The organism is Massilia luteola (assembly GCF_034420155.1).
Lineage (GTDB): Bacteria > Pseudomonadota > Gammaproteobacteria > Burkholderiales > Burkholderiaceae_D > Telluria > Telluria luteola.
Genome location: NZ_JAXOFN010000014.1, coordinates 65,306 through 81,281 on the forward strand (window position 1 = coordinate 65,306; position 15,976 = coordinate 81,281).

General features: G+C 65.2%; 18 protein-coding genes. 4 read left to right on the top strand and 14 right to left on the bottom strand.

The window, feature by feature from the left end; all coding sequences use genetic code 11:
• Positions 1 to 71: 71 nt before the first annotated feature.
• The 8 genes from U9J41_RS15500 to U9J41_RS15535 all read right to left on the bottom strand — a co-directional run bounded on the left by U9J41_RS15500 (position 72) and on the right by U9J41_RS15535 (position 8,246).
• Positions 72 to 485 carry a CopD family protein gene (locus U9J41_RS15500; protein WP_322403087.1) on the bottom strand — a complete coding sequence of 138 codons (414 nt, stop codon included), beginning with the start codon at positions 483 to 485 and terminating at the stop codon, positions 72 to 74.
• A 174-nt stretch (positions 486 to 659) separates the two neighbouring features.
• Positions 660 to 1,925: a glutamate-5-semialdehyde dehydrogenase gene (locus tag U9J41_RS15505; RefSeq protein WP_322403088.1), complete on the bottom strand. Its 1,266-nt coding sequence runs from the start codon at positions 1,923 to 1,925 to the stop codon at positions 660 to 662.
• Positions 1,926 to 1,981: 56 nt separating this feature from the next.
• Positions 1,982 to 2,995, bottom strand: coding sequence for a DNA polymerase III subunit delta (gene holA, locus U9J41_RS15510; RefSeq protein WP_322403089.1), 1,014 nt, complete (start codon positions 2,993 to 2,995; stop codon positions 1,982 to 1,984).
• Positions 2,996 to 3,018: 23 nt separating this feature from the next.
• Entirely contained in the window at positions 3,019 to 3,540 is a 522-nt protein-coding gene (locus U9J41_RS15515; RefSeq protein WP_322403090.1) for an LPS-assembly lipoprotein LptE, read from the bottom strand.
• Positions 3,541 to 3,543: 3 nt separating this feature from the next.
• Positions 3,544 to 6,189 carry a leucine--tRNA ligase gene (gene leuS, locus U9J41_RS15520; RefSeq protein ID WP_322403091.1) on the bottom strand — a complete coding sequence of 882 codons (2,646 nt, stop codon included), beginning with the start codon at positions 6,187 to 6,189 and terminating at the stop codon, positions 3,544 to 3,546.
• 168 nt (positions 6,190 to 6,357) lie between these two features.
• Entirely contained in the window at positions 6,358 to 6,684 is a 327-nt protein-coding gene (locus U9J41_RS15525) for a barstar family protein (RefSeq protein ID WP_322403092.1), read from the bottom strand.
• 177 nt (positions 6,685 to 6,861) lie between these two features.
• A complete protein-coding gene (gene dapB / locus U9J41_RS15530) occupies positions 6,862 to 7,671 on the bottom strand; it encodes a 4-hydroxy-tetrahydrodipicolinate reductase (protein ID WP_322403093.1) in 810 nt (269 codons plus the stop codon).
• Entirely contained in the window at positions 7,671 to 8,246 is a 576-nt protein-coding gene (locus tag U9J41_RS15535; RefSeq protein WP_322403094.1) for an outer membrane protein assembly factor BamE, read from the bottom strand. The genes dapB and U9J41_RS15535 overlap by 1 nt, the downstream gene beginning before the upstream one ends.
• A 130-nt stretch (positions 8,247 to 8,376) precedes the next feature.
• Here U9J41_RS15535 and fur point away from each other — a divergent pair, with 130 nt between their 5' ends.
• Positions 8,377 to 8,805 (top strand): ferric iron uptake transcriptional regulator, encoded by a 429-nt coding sequence (gene fur, locus U9J41_RS15540; RefSeq protein WP_036234473.1) that lies wholly within the window; start codon positions 8,377 to 8,379, stop codon positions 8,803 to 8,805.
• A 121-nt stretch (positions 8,806 to 8,926) separates the two neighbouring features.
• Here the strand turns inward: fur and hrcA are convergent, their stop codons facing one another.
• On the bottom strand, positions 8,927 to 9,940 hold the full coding sequence (hrcA, locus tag U9J41_RS15545; RefSeq protein WP_322403095.1) for a heat-inducible transcriptional repressor HrcA: 1,014 nt from the start codon (positions 9,938 to 9,940) through the stop codon (positions 8,927 to 8,929).
• A gap of 72 nt (positions 9,941 to 10,012) precedes the next feature.
• Positions 10,013 to 10,723 carry an HAD family hydrolase gene (locus U9J41_RS15550; RefSeq protein ID WP_322403096.1) on the bottom strand — a complete coding sequence of 237 codons (711 nt, stop codon included), beginning with the start codon at positions 10,721 to 10,723 and terminating at the stop codon, positions 10,013 to 10,015.
• A 230-nt stretch (positions 10,724 to 10,953) separates the two neighbouring features.
• Between U9J41_RS15550 and U9J41_RS15555 the strand changes: the two genes are divergently transcribed.
• Together U9J41_RS15555 and U9J41_RS15560 are read left to right on the top strand one after the other, a co-directional pair.
• On the top strand, positions 10,954 to 11,556 hold the full coding sequence (locus U9J41_RS15555; protein WP_322403097.1) for a hypothetical protein: 603 nt from the start codon (positions 10,954 to 10,956) through the stop codon (positions 11,554 to 11,556).
• 16 nt (positions 11,557 to 11,572) lie between these two features.
• Positions 11,573 to 12,310 (top strand): hypothetical protein, encoded by a 738-nt coding sequence (locus tag U9J41_RS15560; protein WP_322403098.1) that lies wholly within the window; start codon positions 11,573 to 11,575, stop codon positions 12,308 to 12,310.
• A gap of 369 nt (positions 12,311 to 12,679) precedes the next feature.
• On the opposite strand, the gene U9J41_RS15565 is transcribed toward U9J41_RS15560, so the two are convergent.
• Together U9J41_RS15565 and U9J41_RS15570 are read right to left on the bottom strand one after the other, a co-directional pair.
• Positions 12,680 to 12,874 (bottom strand): hypothetical protein, encoded by a 195-nt coding sequence (locus U9J41_RS15565; RefSeq protein ID WP_322403099.1) that lies wholly within the window; start codon positions 12,872 to 12,874, stop codon positions 12,680 to 12,682.
• 29 nt (positions 12,875 to 12,903) lie between these two features.
• Positions 12,904 to 13,098, bottom strand: coding sequence for a hypothetical protein (locus U9J41_RS15570; RefSeq protein WP_322403100.1), 195 nt, complete (start codon positions 13,096 to 13,098; stop codon positions 12,904 to 12,906).
• Between the two features lie 238 nt (positions 13,099 to 13,336).
• On the opposite strand from U9J41_RS15570, the gene U9J41_RS15575 reads away from it, so the two are divergent.
• Positions 13,337 to 14,134, top strand: coding sequence for a DUF6851 domain-containing protein (locus U9J41_RS15575; protein WP_322403101.1), 798 nt, complete (start codon positions 13,337 to 13,339; stop codon positions 14,132 to 14,134).
• Here U9J41_RS15575 and rsmA read toward each other — a convergent pair.
• Both rsmA and pdxA read right to left on the bottom strand, forming a co-directional pair.
• On the bottom strand, positions 14,129 to 14,908 hold the full coding sequence (gene rsmA, locus U9J41_RS15580; protein WP_322403102.1) for a 16S rRNA (adenine(1518)-N(6)/adenine(1519)-N(6))-dimethyltransferase RsmA: 780 nt from the start codon (positions 14,906 to 14,908) through the stop codon (positions 14,129 to 14,131). The two genes, U9J41_RS15575 and rsmA, sit on opposite strands and share 6 nt — an antisense overlap.
• Before the next feature lie 5 nt (positions 14,909 to 14,913).
• Positions 14,914 to 15,975, bottom strand: coding sequence for a 4-hydroxythreonine-4-phosphate dehydrogenase PdxA (pdxA, locus tag U9J41_RS15585; protein ID WP_322403103.1), 1,062 nt, complete (start codon positions 15,973 to 15,975; stop codon positions 14,914 to 14,916).
• Position 15,976 lies beyond the last annotated feature (1 nt).

Genomic DNA, 15,976 nt, shown 5'->3' on the forward strand with positions numbered 1-15,976 from the left:
TGACCCCGACTGACTAAAAAGAAACGGCCGGGATCAGGCCCGGCCGCCAATTGCAAGTTTGAGTCTTCAGGTCAGAATGGTTTTACCACGACCAGAATCACGATCGCCAGCAACAACAAGACCGGCACTTCATTGAACACGCGGAACCATTTATGACTGCGCGTATTCACGCCGCGCTCGAACTTCTTCAGCAGCGATCCGCAGGCATGATGGTAGCCGATGACGAGGATCACGAGCGCCAGTTTTGCGTGCAGCCAGCCGCCCTTGATGCCGAAGCCCAGCCACAGCCACAAGCCCAGCAACAGCGCCGGCACCGCGAGGATCGTCGTGAAGCGGTACAGGCGGCGAGCCATGCCGAGCAGGCGCTCGACCGCGGCCGGGTTGCTTTCCTGGGCCAGGTTCACGTAGATGCGCGGCAGGTAAAACAGGCCGGCGAACCACGAGGCGATGAAGACGATGTGCAGCGCTTTGATCCACAAATACATGCAATCCCTCTATTTCCAAAATTCGGGCTCTGACCCTAATGCCGTTAAGTTAAGCGTGATTTCAGCCAGTTTAGGACCGGTAAGGTCCGCGCGAAGCCCTTGAAAAGGCCACTCAGATGTTAGTCGGAGCGGTCTTTTTGGCCTTAACTTAACGGCATTAGGCTCTGACCCCGGTTATTTGCGCACCTCGCCGTGGCCGAAGACCACGTACTTCAGCGACGTGAGGCCTTCCAGCCCGACCGGTCCGCGCGCATGCAGCTTGTCGTTCGAGATGCCGATCTCCGCACCGAGGCCGTATTCGAAGCCGTCGGCGAAGCGCGTCGACGCGTTGATCATCACGGAGGCCGAATCGACTTCGCGCAGGAAGCGCATCGCGTCCGTGTAATCCTCGGTGACGATGGCGTCCGTGTGCTTCGACGAATACGTGTTGATATGCTCGATCGCGGCATCGATGCCGTCGACGATCTTGACGGCGAGGATAGGCGCCAGGTATTCCGTGCTCCAGTCCTCTTCCGTCGCCGGCACCAGGTGCGGGTAGCCGTGCAGGATCGCCAGCGCTTCCGGGTCGGCGCGCAGTTCCACTTCCTTCGTCGCGTACAGCGCGGCCAGTTGCGGCAGCAAGGTGGGCGCGACGGCGCGTGCGACCAGCAAGGTCTCCATCGTGTTGCACGTGCCGTAGCGGTGCGTCTTGGCGTTCATGGCGATCCGGAGCGCCTTCGCGCTGTCGGCCTTGGCGTCGATGTAGACGTGGCAGATGCCGTCCAGGTGCTTGATCATCGGGACCGTGGATTCCTTCATCAGCCGGGCGATCAGGCCCTTGCCGCCGCGCGGGACGATCACGTCCACGAATTCCGGCATCGTGATGAGGGCGCCGACGGCGGCGCGGTCGGTCGTCTCGACGACCTGCACGCCGTGTTCCGGCAGGCCGGCGCCACGCAGGCCTTCGGCCACGAGCGCCGCGAGCGCGCGGTTGCAGTGGATGGCTTCCGAGCCGCCGCGCAGGATGGCGGCGTTGCCGCTCTTGATGCACAGGCCGGCCGCGTCGACCGTCACGTTCGGACGCGCCTCGTAGATGATGCCGATGACACCGAGCGGCACGCGCATGCGGCCCACCTGGATGCCCGTCGGGCGGAATTTCAGGTCCGTGATCTCGCCGATCGGGTCGGGCAGCGCGACGATCTGGCGCAGGCCGTCGACCATCGTGGCGATCGCCTTGTCGGACAGCGCCAGGCGGTCCAGCAGCGCCGGTTCCAGGCCGGCGGCGGCCGCCGCTTCCATGTCGCGTGCGTTGGCGGCGCGCAGGATGTCGGCGTCGCGCTCGATGGCGGCGGCGATCAGGAGCAGGGCCTGGTTGCGGGTGGCGCTGTCCGCGCGCGCCATCGCGCGCGAGGCCGCGCGCGCCTGGCGGCCCATTGTTTGCATGGTGTCGGTGATGTCCATCGTGCTTCGTTCCTCTGTATTCATATCAGCCGTAGGGTGGGCACCCCGTGCCCACCCTACGATGCAATTCTCAATGCAAGCTGCAGCATCGCGTCCCATGCGTCGCCCGCGAACTGCTTCGCGCGCAGGCCCTTGACCATCTTGTCGACCTGCGCCGCCTGCTGCAGCGCCGCTTCCAGCGTCGGCAGCGCGATCCTGCGCAGCGCCGGTTCCATCATGCGCTCGCGCGGGCCCCAGATGCGGTATTCCTTCAACAGCGCGCCCAGCGGGCGTCCCTGCGCCATCCCTGCCTTCAATTTTAGCAGCGTACGGATTTCTTCGGAGACGGCCCACAACACCAGCGGCAGCGCCTCGCCCTCGCCTTTCAGGCCTTCCAGCATCCGCACGAGGCGCGCCGGGTCGCCGGCCAGCATCGCTTCCGACAATTTAAAGACGTCGTAGCGGGCGACGTTCAGCACGGCGTCGTGCACCTGCTCGTACGTCAGCTTGCCCGGCTCGTACAGCAGGGCGAGTTTCTGGATCTCCTGGTGCGCCGCCAGCAGGTTGCCTTCCACGCGGTCGGCGATGAAGTCCAGGCTCTGGCGGTCCGCGCTCTGGTTCTGCGCGGCCAGGCGCGTGCCGATCCAGCCCGGCAGCTGCGCGCGTTCCACGTTCGCGATCTCGACGTAGACCGCGGCCTGCTGCAGCGCCGCCACCCACGATGCCTTGGCCGTCTGCCAGTCCAGCTTCGGCAAGGTGACCAGCGTGAGGTTGTCGGGGTTCAGGTCCTTCGCGTAGTTCTGCAGCGCGGCGCTGCCGTCCTTGCCCGGCTTGCCGCCAGGGATGCGCAGCTCGATCAGCTTCTTGTCGCCGAACAGCGACATGGCCTGGTTCGCGGCCAGCAGCTCGCCCCATTTGAAACTGCGCTCGACCGTGAGCACGTCCCGCTCGGAATAGCCGTGCGCGCGCGCCGCGCGGCGGATTTTATCGGCCGCTTCCAATGCGAGCAGGTGCTCGTCGCTGGTGATCACGTACAGGGGCGCGAGCCCCTTGGCGAGGTGGCCGTCGAGTGCGTCGGGCCGCAACTGCATGGTCTTCCTTTGTCGCTTATCTGTTAAGTGGCCGGCTTCATCGCGGCCAGGCGGCGGATGATCTGCTGCACGAGGTCCGCCTGCATGTCGCGGTACAGCAGCGCTTCTTCCGATTCCTTGGCCAGCACCTGGGTCTCGTCGAACGCCATGTTCCGGCGCAGCGAGATCTCGGTCGGCGCCACCAGCTCCGCGCCCTTGGCGTCGCGCACGCTGAACGTCAGCGTGTACGTCAGCAGGTATTCGCGCACGCGGCCCAGGCTGTTCAGCGACAGGATGGACTTGTTGCGCGTCTCGCCCAGCAGCACGAACTGCGCCTCGGCGTCCGTCGCCTTGTCGGCGATGACCACCTGGTCCGTCGCGCGCAGGTTGCGCTTGAGTTCCGTGCCCAGCGCCGACGTGTCCGGGAAGCCCAGATAAATGCTGTGGAACGGCATCGTGTAGCTGCCGTTCGAGCCGCGCAGCTCGAAGCCGCAGCCTGCCAGGCTACTCGCCACCAGCAGGGCCGCGGCCGCGCGCACCACCAACTTCCGGGTAGGGGCGCGCATCGCTTACACCACGATGTTGATCAATTTGCCGGGGACGACGATGACCTTCTTCGGCGTGCCTTCGATGAACTTCTGCGCCGATTCCGACGCCAGCGCGGCGGCCTCGATGGCGGCCTTGTCGGCATCCTTGGCCACCTTCACCGAACCGCGCAGCTTGCCGTTCACCTGGATCATCAGTTCGATCTCCGCCTGTTCCAGCGCGGCCGGATCCACTTCCGGCCAGGCCACGTTGAGGATATCGCCGTACTTGCCGGCGTACCCCAGTTCCTGCCACAGCGCGTGCGTGATGTGCGGCGCGACCGGGTTCAGCATGCGCAGGAAGATCGACAGGCCTTCGGCGATCACGGCGTCGCTCGCAGCACCTTCCGCCAGCTTGCTGGACTCCAGCGTGTTGAGCATCTTCATGCAGGCCGAGACGACCGTGTTGTACTGGATGCGCTTGAAGTCGTAGTCGGCCTGCTGCAGCACCTTGTGCACTTCGCGGCGCAGCGTCTTCTGCGCTTCATCCAGCGTGCCGGCCTGCTGGCCGGCCAGCGCCGCGGCGACGCGCTCGCGCTGGGCGTAAGCGAACGCCCAGACGCGGCGCAGGAAGCGGCTCGCGCCTTCCACGCCCGACTCCGACCACTCGAGCGTCTGCTCCGGTGGCGCGGCGAACATCGTGAACAGGCGGGCCGTATCGGCGCCGTACTGCTCGATCTGCGCCTGCGGGTCGATGCCGTTGTTCTTCGACTTCGACATCTTCTCGGTGCCGCCGATGACGACCGGCTGGCCGTCTTCCTTCAGCACCGCCGACTGCGGACGGCCGCGTTCATCGAACGTCAGCGTCACGTCGGCGGGGTTGTACCAGGTCTTCTTGCCCGACTCTTCTTCGCGATAATAGGTCTCGTTCAACACCATGCCCTGCGTGAGCAGGTTGACGAACGGCTCGTCGAACGTCACGAGGCCGAAGTCGCGCATGACCTTCGTCCAGAAACGCGCGTACAGCAGGTGCAGCACGGCGTGCTCGATGCCGCCGATGTACTGGTCCATCGGCATCCAGTAATCGTTGCGGGCCGGGTCGACCATCGCGTCGTTCGAACCCGGCGAGGTATAGCGCATGTAGTACCAGGACGAATCGATGAACGTGTCCATCGTGTCCGTCTCGCGGCGCGCGGGCGCGCCGCAGCACGGGCAGTCGACCTTCAGGAAGGCTTCGTGTTTCTTGAGCGGATTGCCGCTGCCGTCCGGGACGCAGTCTTCCGGCAGCACGACCGGCAGGTCCTTCTCGGGGACCGGCACCGTGCCGCACTTGTCGCAGTGGATCATCGGGATCGGCGTGCCCCAGTAGCGCTGGCGCGAGATGCCCCAGTCGCGCAGGCGGAACGTGACCTTCTTGTCGCCCAGGCCCAGGTTCGCGAGGTCGCCGGCGACGGCATTCACCGCCGACGTGTAATCCAGGCCGTCGTACTTGCCCGAGTCGACGACGACGCCGCGCTCCTTGTCGCCGTACCACTCCTGCCAGCCGTCCAGCGAGAAGGTCTCGCCTTCGACCGCGATGACCTGCTTGATCGGCAGGTCGTATTTTTTGGCGAACGCGAAATCGCGCTCGTCGTGGCCCGGCACGCCCATCACCGCGCCGTCGCCGTACGTGATCAGGACGTAGTTGCCGACCCAGACCGGCACCTGCTCGCCGGAGATCGGGTGCGTGACGAACAGGCCGGTCGGCATGCCCTTCTTTTCCATCGTCGCCATGTCGGCTTCGATGACGGAACCCTGCTTGCACTCGGCGATGAACGCCTGCAGTTCCGGATTGTCCTTGGCGGCGTGCTGCGCGAGCGCGTGTTCCGGCGCGACGGCGCAGAAGGTCACGCCCATGATCGTGTCGGCGCGCGTCGTGAAGACGTACATCTTGCCGTCGTTGATGAGCTCACCCTGCTCGTCCATGATCACGTGCGGGAACGCGAAGCGCACGCCGGTCGACTTGCCGATCCAGTTGGCCTGCATGATGCGCACGCGCTCCGGCCAGCCCGGCAGCTTGTTCTCGACGTGGTCCAGCAGTTCGTCGGCGTAGTCCGTGATGCGCACGTAGTACATCGGGATCTCGCGCTTTTCCACGGTCGCGCCCGAGCGCCAGCCCTTGCCGTCGATGACCTGCTCGTTGGCGAGCACGGTCTGGTCGACCGGGTCCCAGTTCACGGTGCCGGTCTTCTGGTAGATGATGCCCTTCTCGAGCATCTTGAGGAACATCCACTGATTCCACTTGTAGTAGTCCGGCTTGCAGGCGGTCATTTCGCGCGACCAGTCGATGGCGAGGCCCATCGACTCCATCTGGCCGCGCATGTGGGCGATGTTCGAATACGTCCACTGCGCGGGCGGCACGTTGTTGGCCATCGCCGCGTTCTCGGCGGGCATGCCGAAGGCGTCCCAGCCCATCGGCATCAGCACGTTGTAGCCGTTCATCCGCAGATAGCGGTACATCACGTCATTGATCGTATAGTTGCGCACGTGACCCATGTGCAGCTTGCCCGACGGGTAAGGCAGCATCGAGCAGGCGTAATACTTGCCTTTTGGGAAACGCGGGTCGTTCTCGACGGCTTTATACGCGTCGATCGACTTCCAGTAGGCCTGCGCGGCCTGTTCGACTTCGGCTGGACTATATTTATCTTGCATGATGTTCTGCGGACTGAAGGAGGTGAGCAGAACATTATACCGGCTCGTTCGTCAACCGGCGGCGGTAGCGCGGTAGGGTGGGCACCCCGTGCCCACGCGGACGTATGCGGCGTGTTGGCGTTACGCGTGGGCACAGGGTGCCGACCTACGATTGAACGCGTTTCCGTATTACCGAAGCTCGAGCTCCAGCGCCGGCTTCTCGCCGTAATCCTCGTAGCGCTCGTTGATGCCGATGATGCAGAACGCCATCTCTTCCAGCACGTCCGGCGCCCGTTCGCGCAGGGCTTCCGAGTGCGTCACGACGATGTGCAGCACCTCGTCCTTTTTCAGGCGGACGCTGCTCATGCCGTCTTCGTCGCGCAGATAGCTCAGGCAATCGACCCAGGAATCCATGGTGTGCACATACGAATCGGGAAAGCCGAACGCACGCCGGCTCTCGACGTGGAAGCTGTCCGCGTCGGTGATCGCGGCGCCGTTCAATTCGACGGTGGCCATGGAAGATCTCCTGTCAGGTAACGTAAAACAACGCCGCCCCTGCGCAGGCGGTCGGCTTACAAAATTGAATCCCGCCTCCGCGGGGAGTCGTTTCCGGCAGTGCCGGGAACGACGGCAGTCATGGAGAGTATGCCAGCAGATCGCCGGCAAAGCCGTCCAGTTCGGCGGGCGTGTGCGTCAGCCCTTGAGGCCCAGCACGTCCTGCATGTCGTACAGGCCGGTCGGCTTGTCGGCCAGGAAGCGCGCGGCGCGCAGCGAGCCCTGGGCGTAGCTGACGCGGCTGCTCGATTTGTGGCTGATCTCGATGCGTTCGCCGATGCCGGCGAACAGCACGGTGTGGTCGCCCACGATGTCGCCGCCGCGCACGGTGGCGAAGCCGATCGTCGACGGGTCGCGCTCGCCCGTCACGCCTTCGCGGCCGTAGACGGCGCATGCCTTGAGGTCGCGGCCGAGGGCGTCGGCGATGACTTCACCCATCTTGAGCGCCGTGCCGGACGGGGCATCGACCTTGTGGCGGTGGTGGGCTTCGATGATCTCGATGTCATAGCCCTCAGAAAAATTCTTGGCTGCCAGTTCCAGCAGCTTCATCGTGACGTTGACGCCGATACTCATGTTCGGGGCGAACATGATCGCGGTCTTGTCGGCGGCGGCGCGGATGGCGGCCTTGCCGGCGTCATCGAAACCGGTGGTGCCGATGATCATCTTGATGCCGTGCGCGGCGCAGTATTCCAGGTGGCGCAGCGTGCCTTCCGGACGCGTGAAATCGATCAGGAAATCGGCGTCGGCCAGGCCCTTGTCGAGGTCGGACTGGATCACGACGCCGGTCAGCTGGCCGGAAAACGCGCCGGCGTCCGCATTGATGAACGGGGTGCCTTCGCGGTCGAGGGCGCCGGCCAGCCGGGCGTCCGGCGCAGCGGCGATGGTTTCGATCAGCATGCGGCCCATGCGGCCGCTGGCGCCGGCGACGGCGATTTTCAGTTGGGTCATCATTGTCCTCCGCCGCCACCGCCTTTGGCTGCCTCGTCGCGCTTGCGCTTGAGTTCGTCCAACGACTCCTGCTCGGATTGGGTTTCGTATTTCGAGATGCCGATCAGGCGATTGATGTATTCGCGTTCCGTCGGCAGGTTGCCGCCGTCAAAGTGGTCGACCTTGTCGTCCTTGAAAAAGACGGTGACGCGGCTGGTGGTCAGCTCGCCGTTGCCGCGCGCGAGGTAGAACGGATAATCCCAGCGGTCCGCGTGGAAGGCGTCCTGCAGCAGCGGGGTGCCGAGAATAAATTTCACCTGGTCGCGGGTCTGGCCGACTTTCAGCTGGTTCAGCATTTCCTGCGAGACGAAGTTGCCCTGCTGGATGTCCGGGCGGTAGGGCGAGAAGATCCAGAGGAATTTCTGCAGCTTGGTGACGGTCGTCGTCTGCGCGCCCGAATTCGCGATTGCCGCGGACTTGCCGGCATCGGCAGCGACCGCGGCGGGGGCGGTGCTCACCGGGGCTGCCGGCTGGGTCTGGTTGCGCCAGGCGGCGCAGCCGGACAGCGCCAACGTCATGCAGGCGAGGCCGGCCACGAGCGCTGCCCGGGCGTGGGAACGATGTAAAACGGCGTTAATGCGCATATCTGACCTTAAAAATCGATGAGGCGGGAGCTATCAAAACGCTATATCATAAAGCACTCCGCCCATATCCGAGTAACAAAACATGAGCAACAATCCAACCGACCTGAAAGCCAGCGGCCTGAAAGCGACCTTGCCTCGGCTAAAAATCCTGGAAATTTTCCAGAACAGCGCGGTGCGGCACCTGACGGCGGAAGACGTCTACAAGACCCTCCTGAACGAAAATATGGACGTAGGGCTGGCGACCGTCTACCGGGTGCTGACCCAGTTCGAGCAAGCAGGCCTGTTGAACCGCAATCACTTTGAAACCGGCAAGGCGATCTACGAGCTGAACGCCGGATCGCACCACGACCACCTCGTCTGCCTCGATTGCGGCCACGTGGAAGAGTTCTACGACGACGAAATCGAAAGCCGCCAGCAAAAGATCGCCAGCGAACGCGGCTTCAAGATCGCCGAGCACGCCCTGGCCATCTACGGCCACTGCCAGAAGACCGACTGCCCGCACCGGCACTAAACCAGGCGCAAACCGGTAGCGTGGGCATTTGAGGCCGGGGGCCTCAAATGAAACGTGCCCACGCGTAACGTATGCGGTACGCGAACGTCACGCGTGGGCGGAGGCGGCCCACCCTACCCCCTCATGTGTGGCTCAGCGCGCTCGACAGCAGCTTGGCCGTGATGTCGACGATCGGGATCACGCGCTCGTAGGCCATACGCGTGGGGCCGATGACGCCGAGGGTGCCGACGATCTTGCCGTTCACCTCGTACGACGCCGTGACGACGCTCATCTCGTCCATCGGCACGAGCTTCGATTCGCCGCCGATGAAGATCTGCACGCCGCCGGCCCGGCTCGATACGTCGAGCAATTGCATCAGGCCTGTTTTCTGCTCGAACATCTCGAACATCTGGCGCAGCGAGCTCATGTTGGAAGACAGGTCGGCCACGGACAGCAGGTTGCGCTCGCCCGCGATCACCATATCGTCCGTCTCGGCCAGCGCTTCGCTGCCGGCCTCCACCGCGGCCTGCATCAGGCGTCCCATGTCGTCGCGCAGCTGGCGCAGTTCGCCCGTCAGGCGGCCGCGCACCTCGTCGAACGACAGGCCGGCGAAATGCTGGTTCAGGTAATTGGCCGATTGGATCAGTTCGGACGGCGTGTAGTCGACGTCGGTCAGCAGCAGGCGGTTCTGGACGTCGCCGCGCGGGTCGACGATGACGAGCAGGATGCGCTTTTCCGACAGGCGCAGGAATTCGATCTGCTGGAACGCCGATTCGCGCCGCGGGCTCTGCACGACGCCGGCGAACTGCGACAGGGACGACAGCATCTGGGCCGCGTTGGCGATCATCTTCTGCGGCTGGTGCGCGGGCAGGCGCATGCCGGCCTCGACGGCGTTCTCGTCGATCTGCTGCACGGTCAACAGCGTGTCGACGAACAGGCGGTAGCCGCGCGGCGTGGGAATGCGGCCGGCCGACGTGTGCGGACTGGCGACGTAGCCCATTTCCTCGAGGTCGGCCATGATGTTGCGGATCGTGGCGGGCGAGAGGTCGAGGCCGGAAATCTTCGAGAGCGCGCGCGAACCGACCGGCTGGCCGTCGGCGATGTAGCGCTCGACCAGGGCTTTCAACAGGGTTTGTGCACGGTTATCGAGTTGCATGGCCTTGGAACGGAACGGACTGTCCGGTTGTTGTCATTTCTTTCATTATGCACGTTCGATCGACGGTGTGCGTTATCCGTGTTCGCGCTTGAGCCAGTCGAGCAGCTCGTCGAAGTCGCGCACGATCGCATCCGGCACCACCTCGTGTTCCAGGTGCCCGGTCGACCCCGTGCGGTTCATCCACACCGCGCGCAGGCCGGCGCGCTGGGCGCCCCGCACGTCGAGCAGCACGTCGTCGCCGACATACACCGCGTCCTCCGGCGCCACGCCCAGTTCCGCGCACGCGGCCAGGAAGATCGTCGCATCCGGCTTGGCCACGCCGAACTGCGACGCCGCCACCGACACCTTGAAATGGTGCGACAGGCCGATCGTCCGCAGGTCGGCATTACCGTTCGAAATCGAGCCGATCAGCACGTGGTTCTTCAGGCGCAGCAGGCCCGGCAGCACATCGTCGTACGGGACCACGGCATTGCGCGCGGCGAAAAACTGCGCCATCGCATGCTCGACCTTGGCGGCATCCTCGCCCGCTTCCTGGAACGCCTCCACGAGGCCGGCGTGGCGCAGCTTGCCGAGGTCGAGGTGGAATTCGGGCTTGCGCGCCAGCAGTTCCAGGCGCGCCTGGCGCAGGGTGTCGATGGTAAACCGCTCGGCCACGCGCGGCGCGTGCTCGCGCAACCAGGCGAACAACGTCTCTTCGGCCTGCAGGATCACGGGGGCGATGGGCCACAGCGTGTCGTCGAGGTCGAACAGGATGGCCTTGGGCCAGGCACGGCGCGTGTTCATGTGGGATTGCGGCTCCGGAAACGAAGCTTGGACAGTGGAAAGGAGCAGGTCAAGCATAACGAGGGCGGCGCCGAAAAGCAATGCCGCGCCGGACACGGGCTCATGGTTACACCGTGATACAAAGGCAAATGAGGCCGTTGCTTGGCAAATGCACTAAAATGATGGGCATTTTTCTATTCGGCCGTACCGGCGCCGCCTTCGCGCGCCACTCATTCCATTGTGGAGATTTTATGAAGAGCTCGATCCTGCGTGCCGGCGTTGTAGCGCTGGCATGCGCGCTGGGCCTGTCCGCCTGCGGCGGCGGGAGCGGCGACCTGTACCTGACCGGCACGGTTGGCAACGTCACCAAGGACGGCCTGGTGCTGACCAATAACGGCGAAGACCTTGCCGTGACGACGCCGTATACCTCGTTCCAGTTCAATAACCGGATTTCGACGGACGACCAGTTCGACATCAAGGTCAAGGCCGTGCCGTCGAACGTTGCCAAGATCGACGATTGCACAGTGAACAACGGCAAGGCGCGCGCCAACTATTACACGATCGCCCAGATCAGCGTTGTGTGCAAAATCATTCAACATCCGCTGACGGCGTCGATCAAGAACCTGACGGGCAGCGGTCTCGTGATCGTCAACGGCGATGATCGCCATGACGTCCCGGCGGGCACCAGCTCGGTGTCGTTCGCGACGGTGTACGAAGACGGCGCCTACGGCGTCACCGTCCTCACCCAGCCGACCGGCCAGACCTGCACGGTCAGCGGCGGCAGCAGCGGCAACGGCTCGGGCATCATGGGCTCGGCCGCCGAGGGTACGACCGTCACCGTCACTTGCTCTTAATCCTGGAGAGACCTACATGAAGTTTTCTTTCGCGCGTCCGGCCCTCGCCCTCGCGATCATGGCGACGCTGGCCTCCTGCGGCGGCGGCGGCAAGGCCACGTTCCCGATCACCGTCACGGTCAGCAATGTGCGATACCCGGGCCTCGTTCTGAGCACGAACGGCCAGGACCTGACCGTCAACCCGCCGTCCGCCACCAGTGCGACGGACGCCATTGTCCCGGATGTCGTCCTCACCTTCCCGAACTCGATCGAGTACGGCCAGGAGTATGAAGTCGTCCCGAAAGGCGCGACCGTCGTCAACCACGCCGCGACGGGCGGCGCCCTGCCAAAGCACCAGCAATGCTCGCCGAACCTGTTCCCGGCATACGGCACGGCCGGCCAGCTGGCCAAGATCGACATCCGCTATGCCTGTGCCATCAACACGTATCCGCTCACCGGCACCGTCAAGGGCCTGACCGGCACCGGCCTCGTCCTCGCCAACGGCAGTACGACGGGCACCATCGGCGTCAGCCCCGCCGTGGACGCCAACAACGCCCCGACCGGCGCGGACGTGACGCTCACGATGAACCCGGTGCCCTACGGTTCGACCTACGGCGTGACCGTCCTGACCCAGCCAACCAGCCCGGCCCAGACCTGCACCGTCACCGGCGGCGGCACCAACGGCACGGGCGGCGGCACGATGGACGATGCGGCGGAAGCGGCAACGAGCCCCGGTGTAAACAACCTGGTCGTGACCTGCGTGACCAATAAATAAGCAGCACGCGACGGCCTGTAGGAGATATGGAAATTTCGAATATCGAATATCCGAAACAGAAATTGGACTGATATGCTGTGATGCAGCATAATTGCACCTGTCTCCTCCAACTCTCCTCAGAAAGAATTGGATTTAAGCCCGCCTCACAGCGGGCTTTTTTTTTGCCCGCGGGGCGACACGGGACCGGCGGCGGCATGCCGTCGATGTCCTCATCGGGTGCGTTGTGTGGTGCGATCTACGGCCTGTGCGGCCTGCTGTGGACGGCGCCGTCGAGCTGCGTGGCAGCCGGGCCGTTCTGGCTTCATTCACTGCCGGGCGGCAGCAGGTTCCATCTCTTGCTCGATCTTTTGCCCTGCGGCGCGCGCCGCATCAGGCGCGCGATTTCTCGACGGTGGCGAGGCGTTTCGCCGTCACCTTGACGACGGCCATCTGCTGGCCTTCGATCGTCACCTGGGCGTCGTAGCGCTGATGCCGGGTCACGCTGGCGGCGTGCGCGGCGCTCGTCACACCCACGAGGACGGCGGCTGCGAGGAAGATGGCTTCCATGTTTTTCAGGATGTTCATGACTATTCTCCTTCAGTCCGGTTCAAGGTTCAGATGGCGGCTTTGTCGACGGCGGCGAGGCGTTTCGCCGTCACCTTGACGACGGCCATCTGCTGGCCTTCGATCGTCACCTGGGCGTCGTAGCGCTGGTGCCTGGTCACGCTGGCGGCGTGCGCGGCGCTCGTCACACCCACGAGGACGGCGGCTGCGAGGAAGATGGCTTCCATGTTTTTGAGGACGTTCATTTTGCTTCTCCTGAGTGGTCGTTCGGTTCGTCGGGGGCCGTAATCGGCTCGGTATGGTGTCACTGTAGGCGCACGTCCCCGTCCCTTCCAGCGGACTGCGACGAACTGCATAAAACGCAGGATAAAGCGGCAAAAAACCGGATTGTGCGTTGCGGCACAGCAGCCGGCGCATGAGCATGCTCAACAGCCTGGCCGGATTCGCTGGCGATACTCGTCGATGGCACAAGCGGAGGCGAACATGGGGCGGCGGAACATCCTGAAAGTGGAGTCGGACGGGGCAACGGCACCCCTGGCGGCGCGGCCGGCCGGCACGGTGCCGGGCTGGAATGCGCTGGCGCTAACGTGCAGCGGGACGGCGCAGGCGCTGCATACGCTCGCCCTCGTGCATACCTGCGTGTACAACGCCTGGGCCGCCTACGACGGCGACGCGCGCCAGACGACGCTCGGCGTGGCCGTGCGCCTGCCCCGCGCCGAGCGCGACGCCGCCAGCAAGACGGCCGCGATGAGCCATGCGGCCCGCCGCGTCCTCGTCGACCTGTTCCCGGAACGGCAACCGGACGTCGATTGCCACATGGCGAGCCTGGGGCTGGCGCCGGCCGCCGCGGCCGGACAATTCAGCCCGGCCGGCATCGGCCGCACGCAGGCGGCGGCCGTGCTCGACGCCTGCCGTCGGGAGCAACCGTTCGCGCTGATGCCGGCCGAGGTCAACCGACCGGTCACCGCCGGGCGGCATGCGGTCGCGGCGCACTGGTTCCGGCTGGCCCGGCACATATCGTTACGGGACGGGCACGACGACGACCGCGACGTGCTGCTGTTCTTCGTGCTCGCCAATGCCCTGGCCGACGCCGCCAGCGCGGCCATGGATGAGAAATCCGTCGACGCCGCCTGCGCCGGCGCCGCGGCCGAAGCGCTACGCCGCTTCACGGGCAGCGACCGGCTGGACGCGGCCGCGTTCACGGCGGGTCAGGAAGCGGGAAAAAAGATCGGCGCGCGCGTGTTCGACAAGGCGCGCCGCTACCGGCAGGGGAAGTTATGACGCCGGCTTGAGGATATTCGCCAGCGCCACGTACTGCTCGAGCCCCACGGTTTCCGGACGCGTGCCCGGATCGATGCCGGCATCGACGAGCTGCTGTTCGGTGAACATGCCCGCCACGCAGTTGCGGATCACCTTGCGGCGCTGCGAGAACGCCTTCTGCACGACGGCTTCGAGCGTGGCCGCATCGGCCGGCAGCTGGCGCTTCGTCGGCACCATGCGCACGATCGCGGACTCGACCTGCGGCGGCGGATCGAACGCCGTCGGCGGCACGATGAACAGCAGCGCCATGTCGTAGCGCCACTGCAGCATCACGGACAGGCGGCCGTAGGCCTTCGTGCCCGGCTCCGCCACCATGCGCTCCACGACCTCCTTTTGCAGCATGAAGTGCTGGTCCTCGATGAGGTGGGCGTAGTCGGCCAGGTGGAACAGTAGCGGGCTGGAGATGTTGTACGGCAGGTTGCCCACGACACGCAGCTTCTTCCCTTCCGGAACGGGGATGCCGCCGAAGTCGAATTTCAGGGCATCGCCCGCGTGGATCGTCAATCGTTCGCGCGGATACGCTTTTTCCAGCCGCGCGACGAGGTCGCGGTCCAGCTCCACCACGTGCATGTGGTCGAGCTCCTTGAGCAGCAGTGCCGTCATCGCGGCCAGGCCCGGGCCGATTTCGACCATCGTGTCGCCCCGGTGCGGGGCTATGCCTTCGATGATGTCGTGGAGGACGTGGTCGTCGGTCAGGAAGTTCTGGCCGAAGCGCTTGCGGGCTACGTGTTTCATTATTGTTATGCGGGTGGGTTCTGTTGCGCGCGGACCATCGACAGGGCGACGCGGATCGCCTCTTCCATGCTGCCGCAATCGGCCTGGCCCAGGCCTTGCGCGGCCAGGTCGAGCGCCGTGCCGTGGTCGACGGACGTGCGGATCAAGGGCAGGCCGAGCGTGATGTTGACGCCGCGGCCAAAGGTCGCGTGCTTGAGCACGGGCAGGCCCTGGTCGTGGTACATGGCCAGCACGGCGTCGGCGTCCTGCAGGTATTTGGGCTGGAACAGCGTGTCGGCCGGATACGGGCCGCGCGCGTCGATGCCGCGCGCGCGGGCGTCCTCCAGCACGGGTGTGATGACGTCGATCTCTTCGCGGCCGAGATAGCCGTTCTCGCCCGCGTGCGGGTTCAGGCCCGTCACGAGGATGCGCGGCGACGCGATGCCGAACTTCTGCACCAGATCCGCGTGCAGGATGTCGAGCACGCGCGTGAGGCTGTCACGCGTGATGGCGCCGGAGACGTCCTTGAGCGGCAGGTGCGTCGTGGCCAGCGCCACGCGCAGGTACGGCTGATCCGCCCCCGAAGGTGACGCCAATGCGCCCGCGAGCATCATGACGACCTTGGGCGTGCCGGTCTTCTCGGCCAGGTATTCCGTGTGGCCGGAAAACGCGACGCCGGCGTCGTTGATGGTGCTCTTTTGCAGCGGCGCCGTGACGATGCCATCCCACCAGCCGGCTTGCGTGCCTTCGACCGCGAGATCGAGCGTCGCCAGCACGGCGCGGCCGTTGGCGGCGTCGAGCCGGCCCGGCACGACGTGGGCGTCCAGCGGCACGTCGACGACGGGGATCGTGTCCGGGCCGAAGTGCGGCAGGCCGCTGTGGCGCAGCGCGAGCGTGGAGATCGCGGACAGGCGGATGCTCGGGTCGATCAGGCTGGCCGTCAGCGACAAAAAGGCGGCATCGCCCACGAGCACGCAGCGGGCCTCGCGGCGCAGCGCCCAGGCCGCGCGGATCGAGATCTCCGGACCGATGCCCGCCGGCTCGCCGACCGTGACGGCCAGCGAAGGGCGTGTGCCTGCCTGGGACATC

Coding starts and splice junctions, on each gene's coding strand:
- U9J41_RS15500 (WP_322403087.1), bottom strand. CDS start 485: ATGTATTTGTGGATCAAAGCGCTGCACATCGTCTTCATCGCCTCGTGG.
- U9J41_RS15505 (WP_322403088.1), bottom strand. CDS start 1,925: ATGGACATCACCGACACCATGCAAACAATGGGCCGCCAGGCGCGCGCG.
- holA (WP_322403089.1), bottom strand. CDS start 2,995: ATGCAGTTGCGGCCCGACGCACTCGACGGCCACCTCGCCAAGGGGCTC.
- U9J41_RS15515 (WP_322403090.1), bottom strand. CDS start 3,540: ATGCGCGCCCCTACCCGGAAGTTGGTGGTGCGCGCGGCCGCGGCCCTG.
- leuS (WP_322403091.1), bottom strand. CDS start 6,189: ATGCAAGATAAATATAGTCCAGCCGAAGTCGAACAGGCCGCGCAGGCC.
- U9J41_RS15525 (WP_322403092.1), bottom strand. CDS start 6,684: ATGGCCACCGTCGAATTGAACGGCGCCGCGATCACCGACGCGGACAGC.
- dapB (WP_322403093.1), bottom strand. CDS start 7,671: ATGACCCAACTGAAAATCGCCGTCGCCGGCGCCAGCGGCCGCATGGGC.
- fur (WP_036234473.1), top strand. CDS start 8,377: ATGAGCAACAATCCAACCGACCTGAAAGCCAGCGGCCTGAAAGCGACC.
- hrcA (WP_322403095.1), bottom strand. CDS start 9,940: ATGCAACTCGATAACCGTGCACAAACCCTGTTGAAAGCCCTGGTCGAG.
- U9J41_RS15550 (WP_322403096.1), bottom strand. CDS start 10,723: ATGAACACGCGCCGTGCCTGGCCCAAGGCCATCCTGTTCGACCTCGAC.
- U9J41_RS15555 (WP_322403097.1), top strand. CDS start 10,954: ATGAAGAGCTCGATCCTGCGTGCCGGCGTTGTAGCGCTGGCATGCGCG.
- U9J41_RS15560 (WP_322403098.1), top strand. CDS start 11,573: ATGAAGTTTTCTTTCGCGCGTCCGGCCCTCGCCCTCGCGATCATGGCG.
- U9J41_RS15565 (WP_322403099.1), bottom strand. CDS start 12,874: ATGAACATCCTGAAAAACATGGAAGCCATCTTCCTCGCAGCCGCCGTC.
- U9J41_RS15570 (WP_322403100.1), bottom strand. CDS start 13,098: ATGAACGTCCTCAAAAACATGGAAGCCATCTTCCTCGCAGCCGCCGTC.
- U9J41_RS15575 (WP_322403101.1), top strand. CDS start 13,337: ATGGGGCGGCGGAACATCCTGAAAGTGGAGTCGGACGGGGCAACGGCA.
- rsmA (WP_322403102.1), bottom strand. CDS start 14,908: ATGAAACACGTAGCCCGCAAGCGCTTCGGCCAGAACTTCCTGACCGAC.
- pdxA (WP_322403103.1), bottom strand. CDS start 15,975: ATGTCCCAGGCAGGCACACGCCCTTCGCTGGCCGTCACGGTCGGCGAG.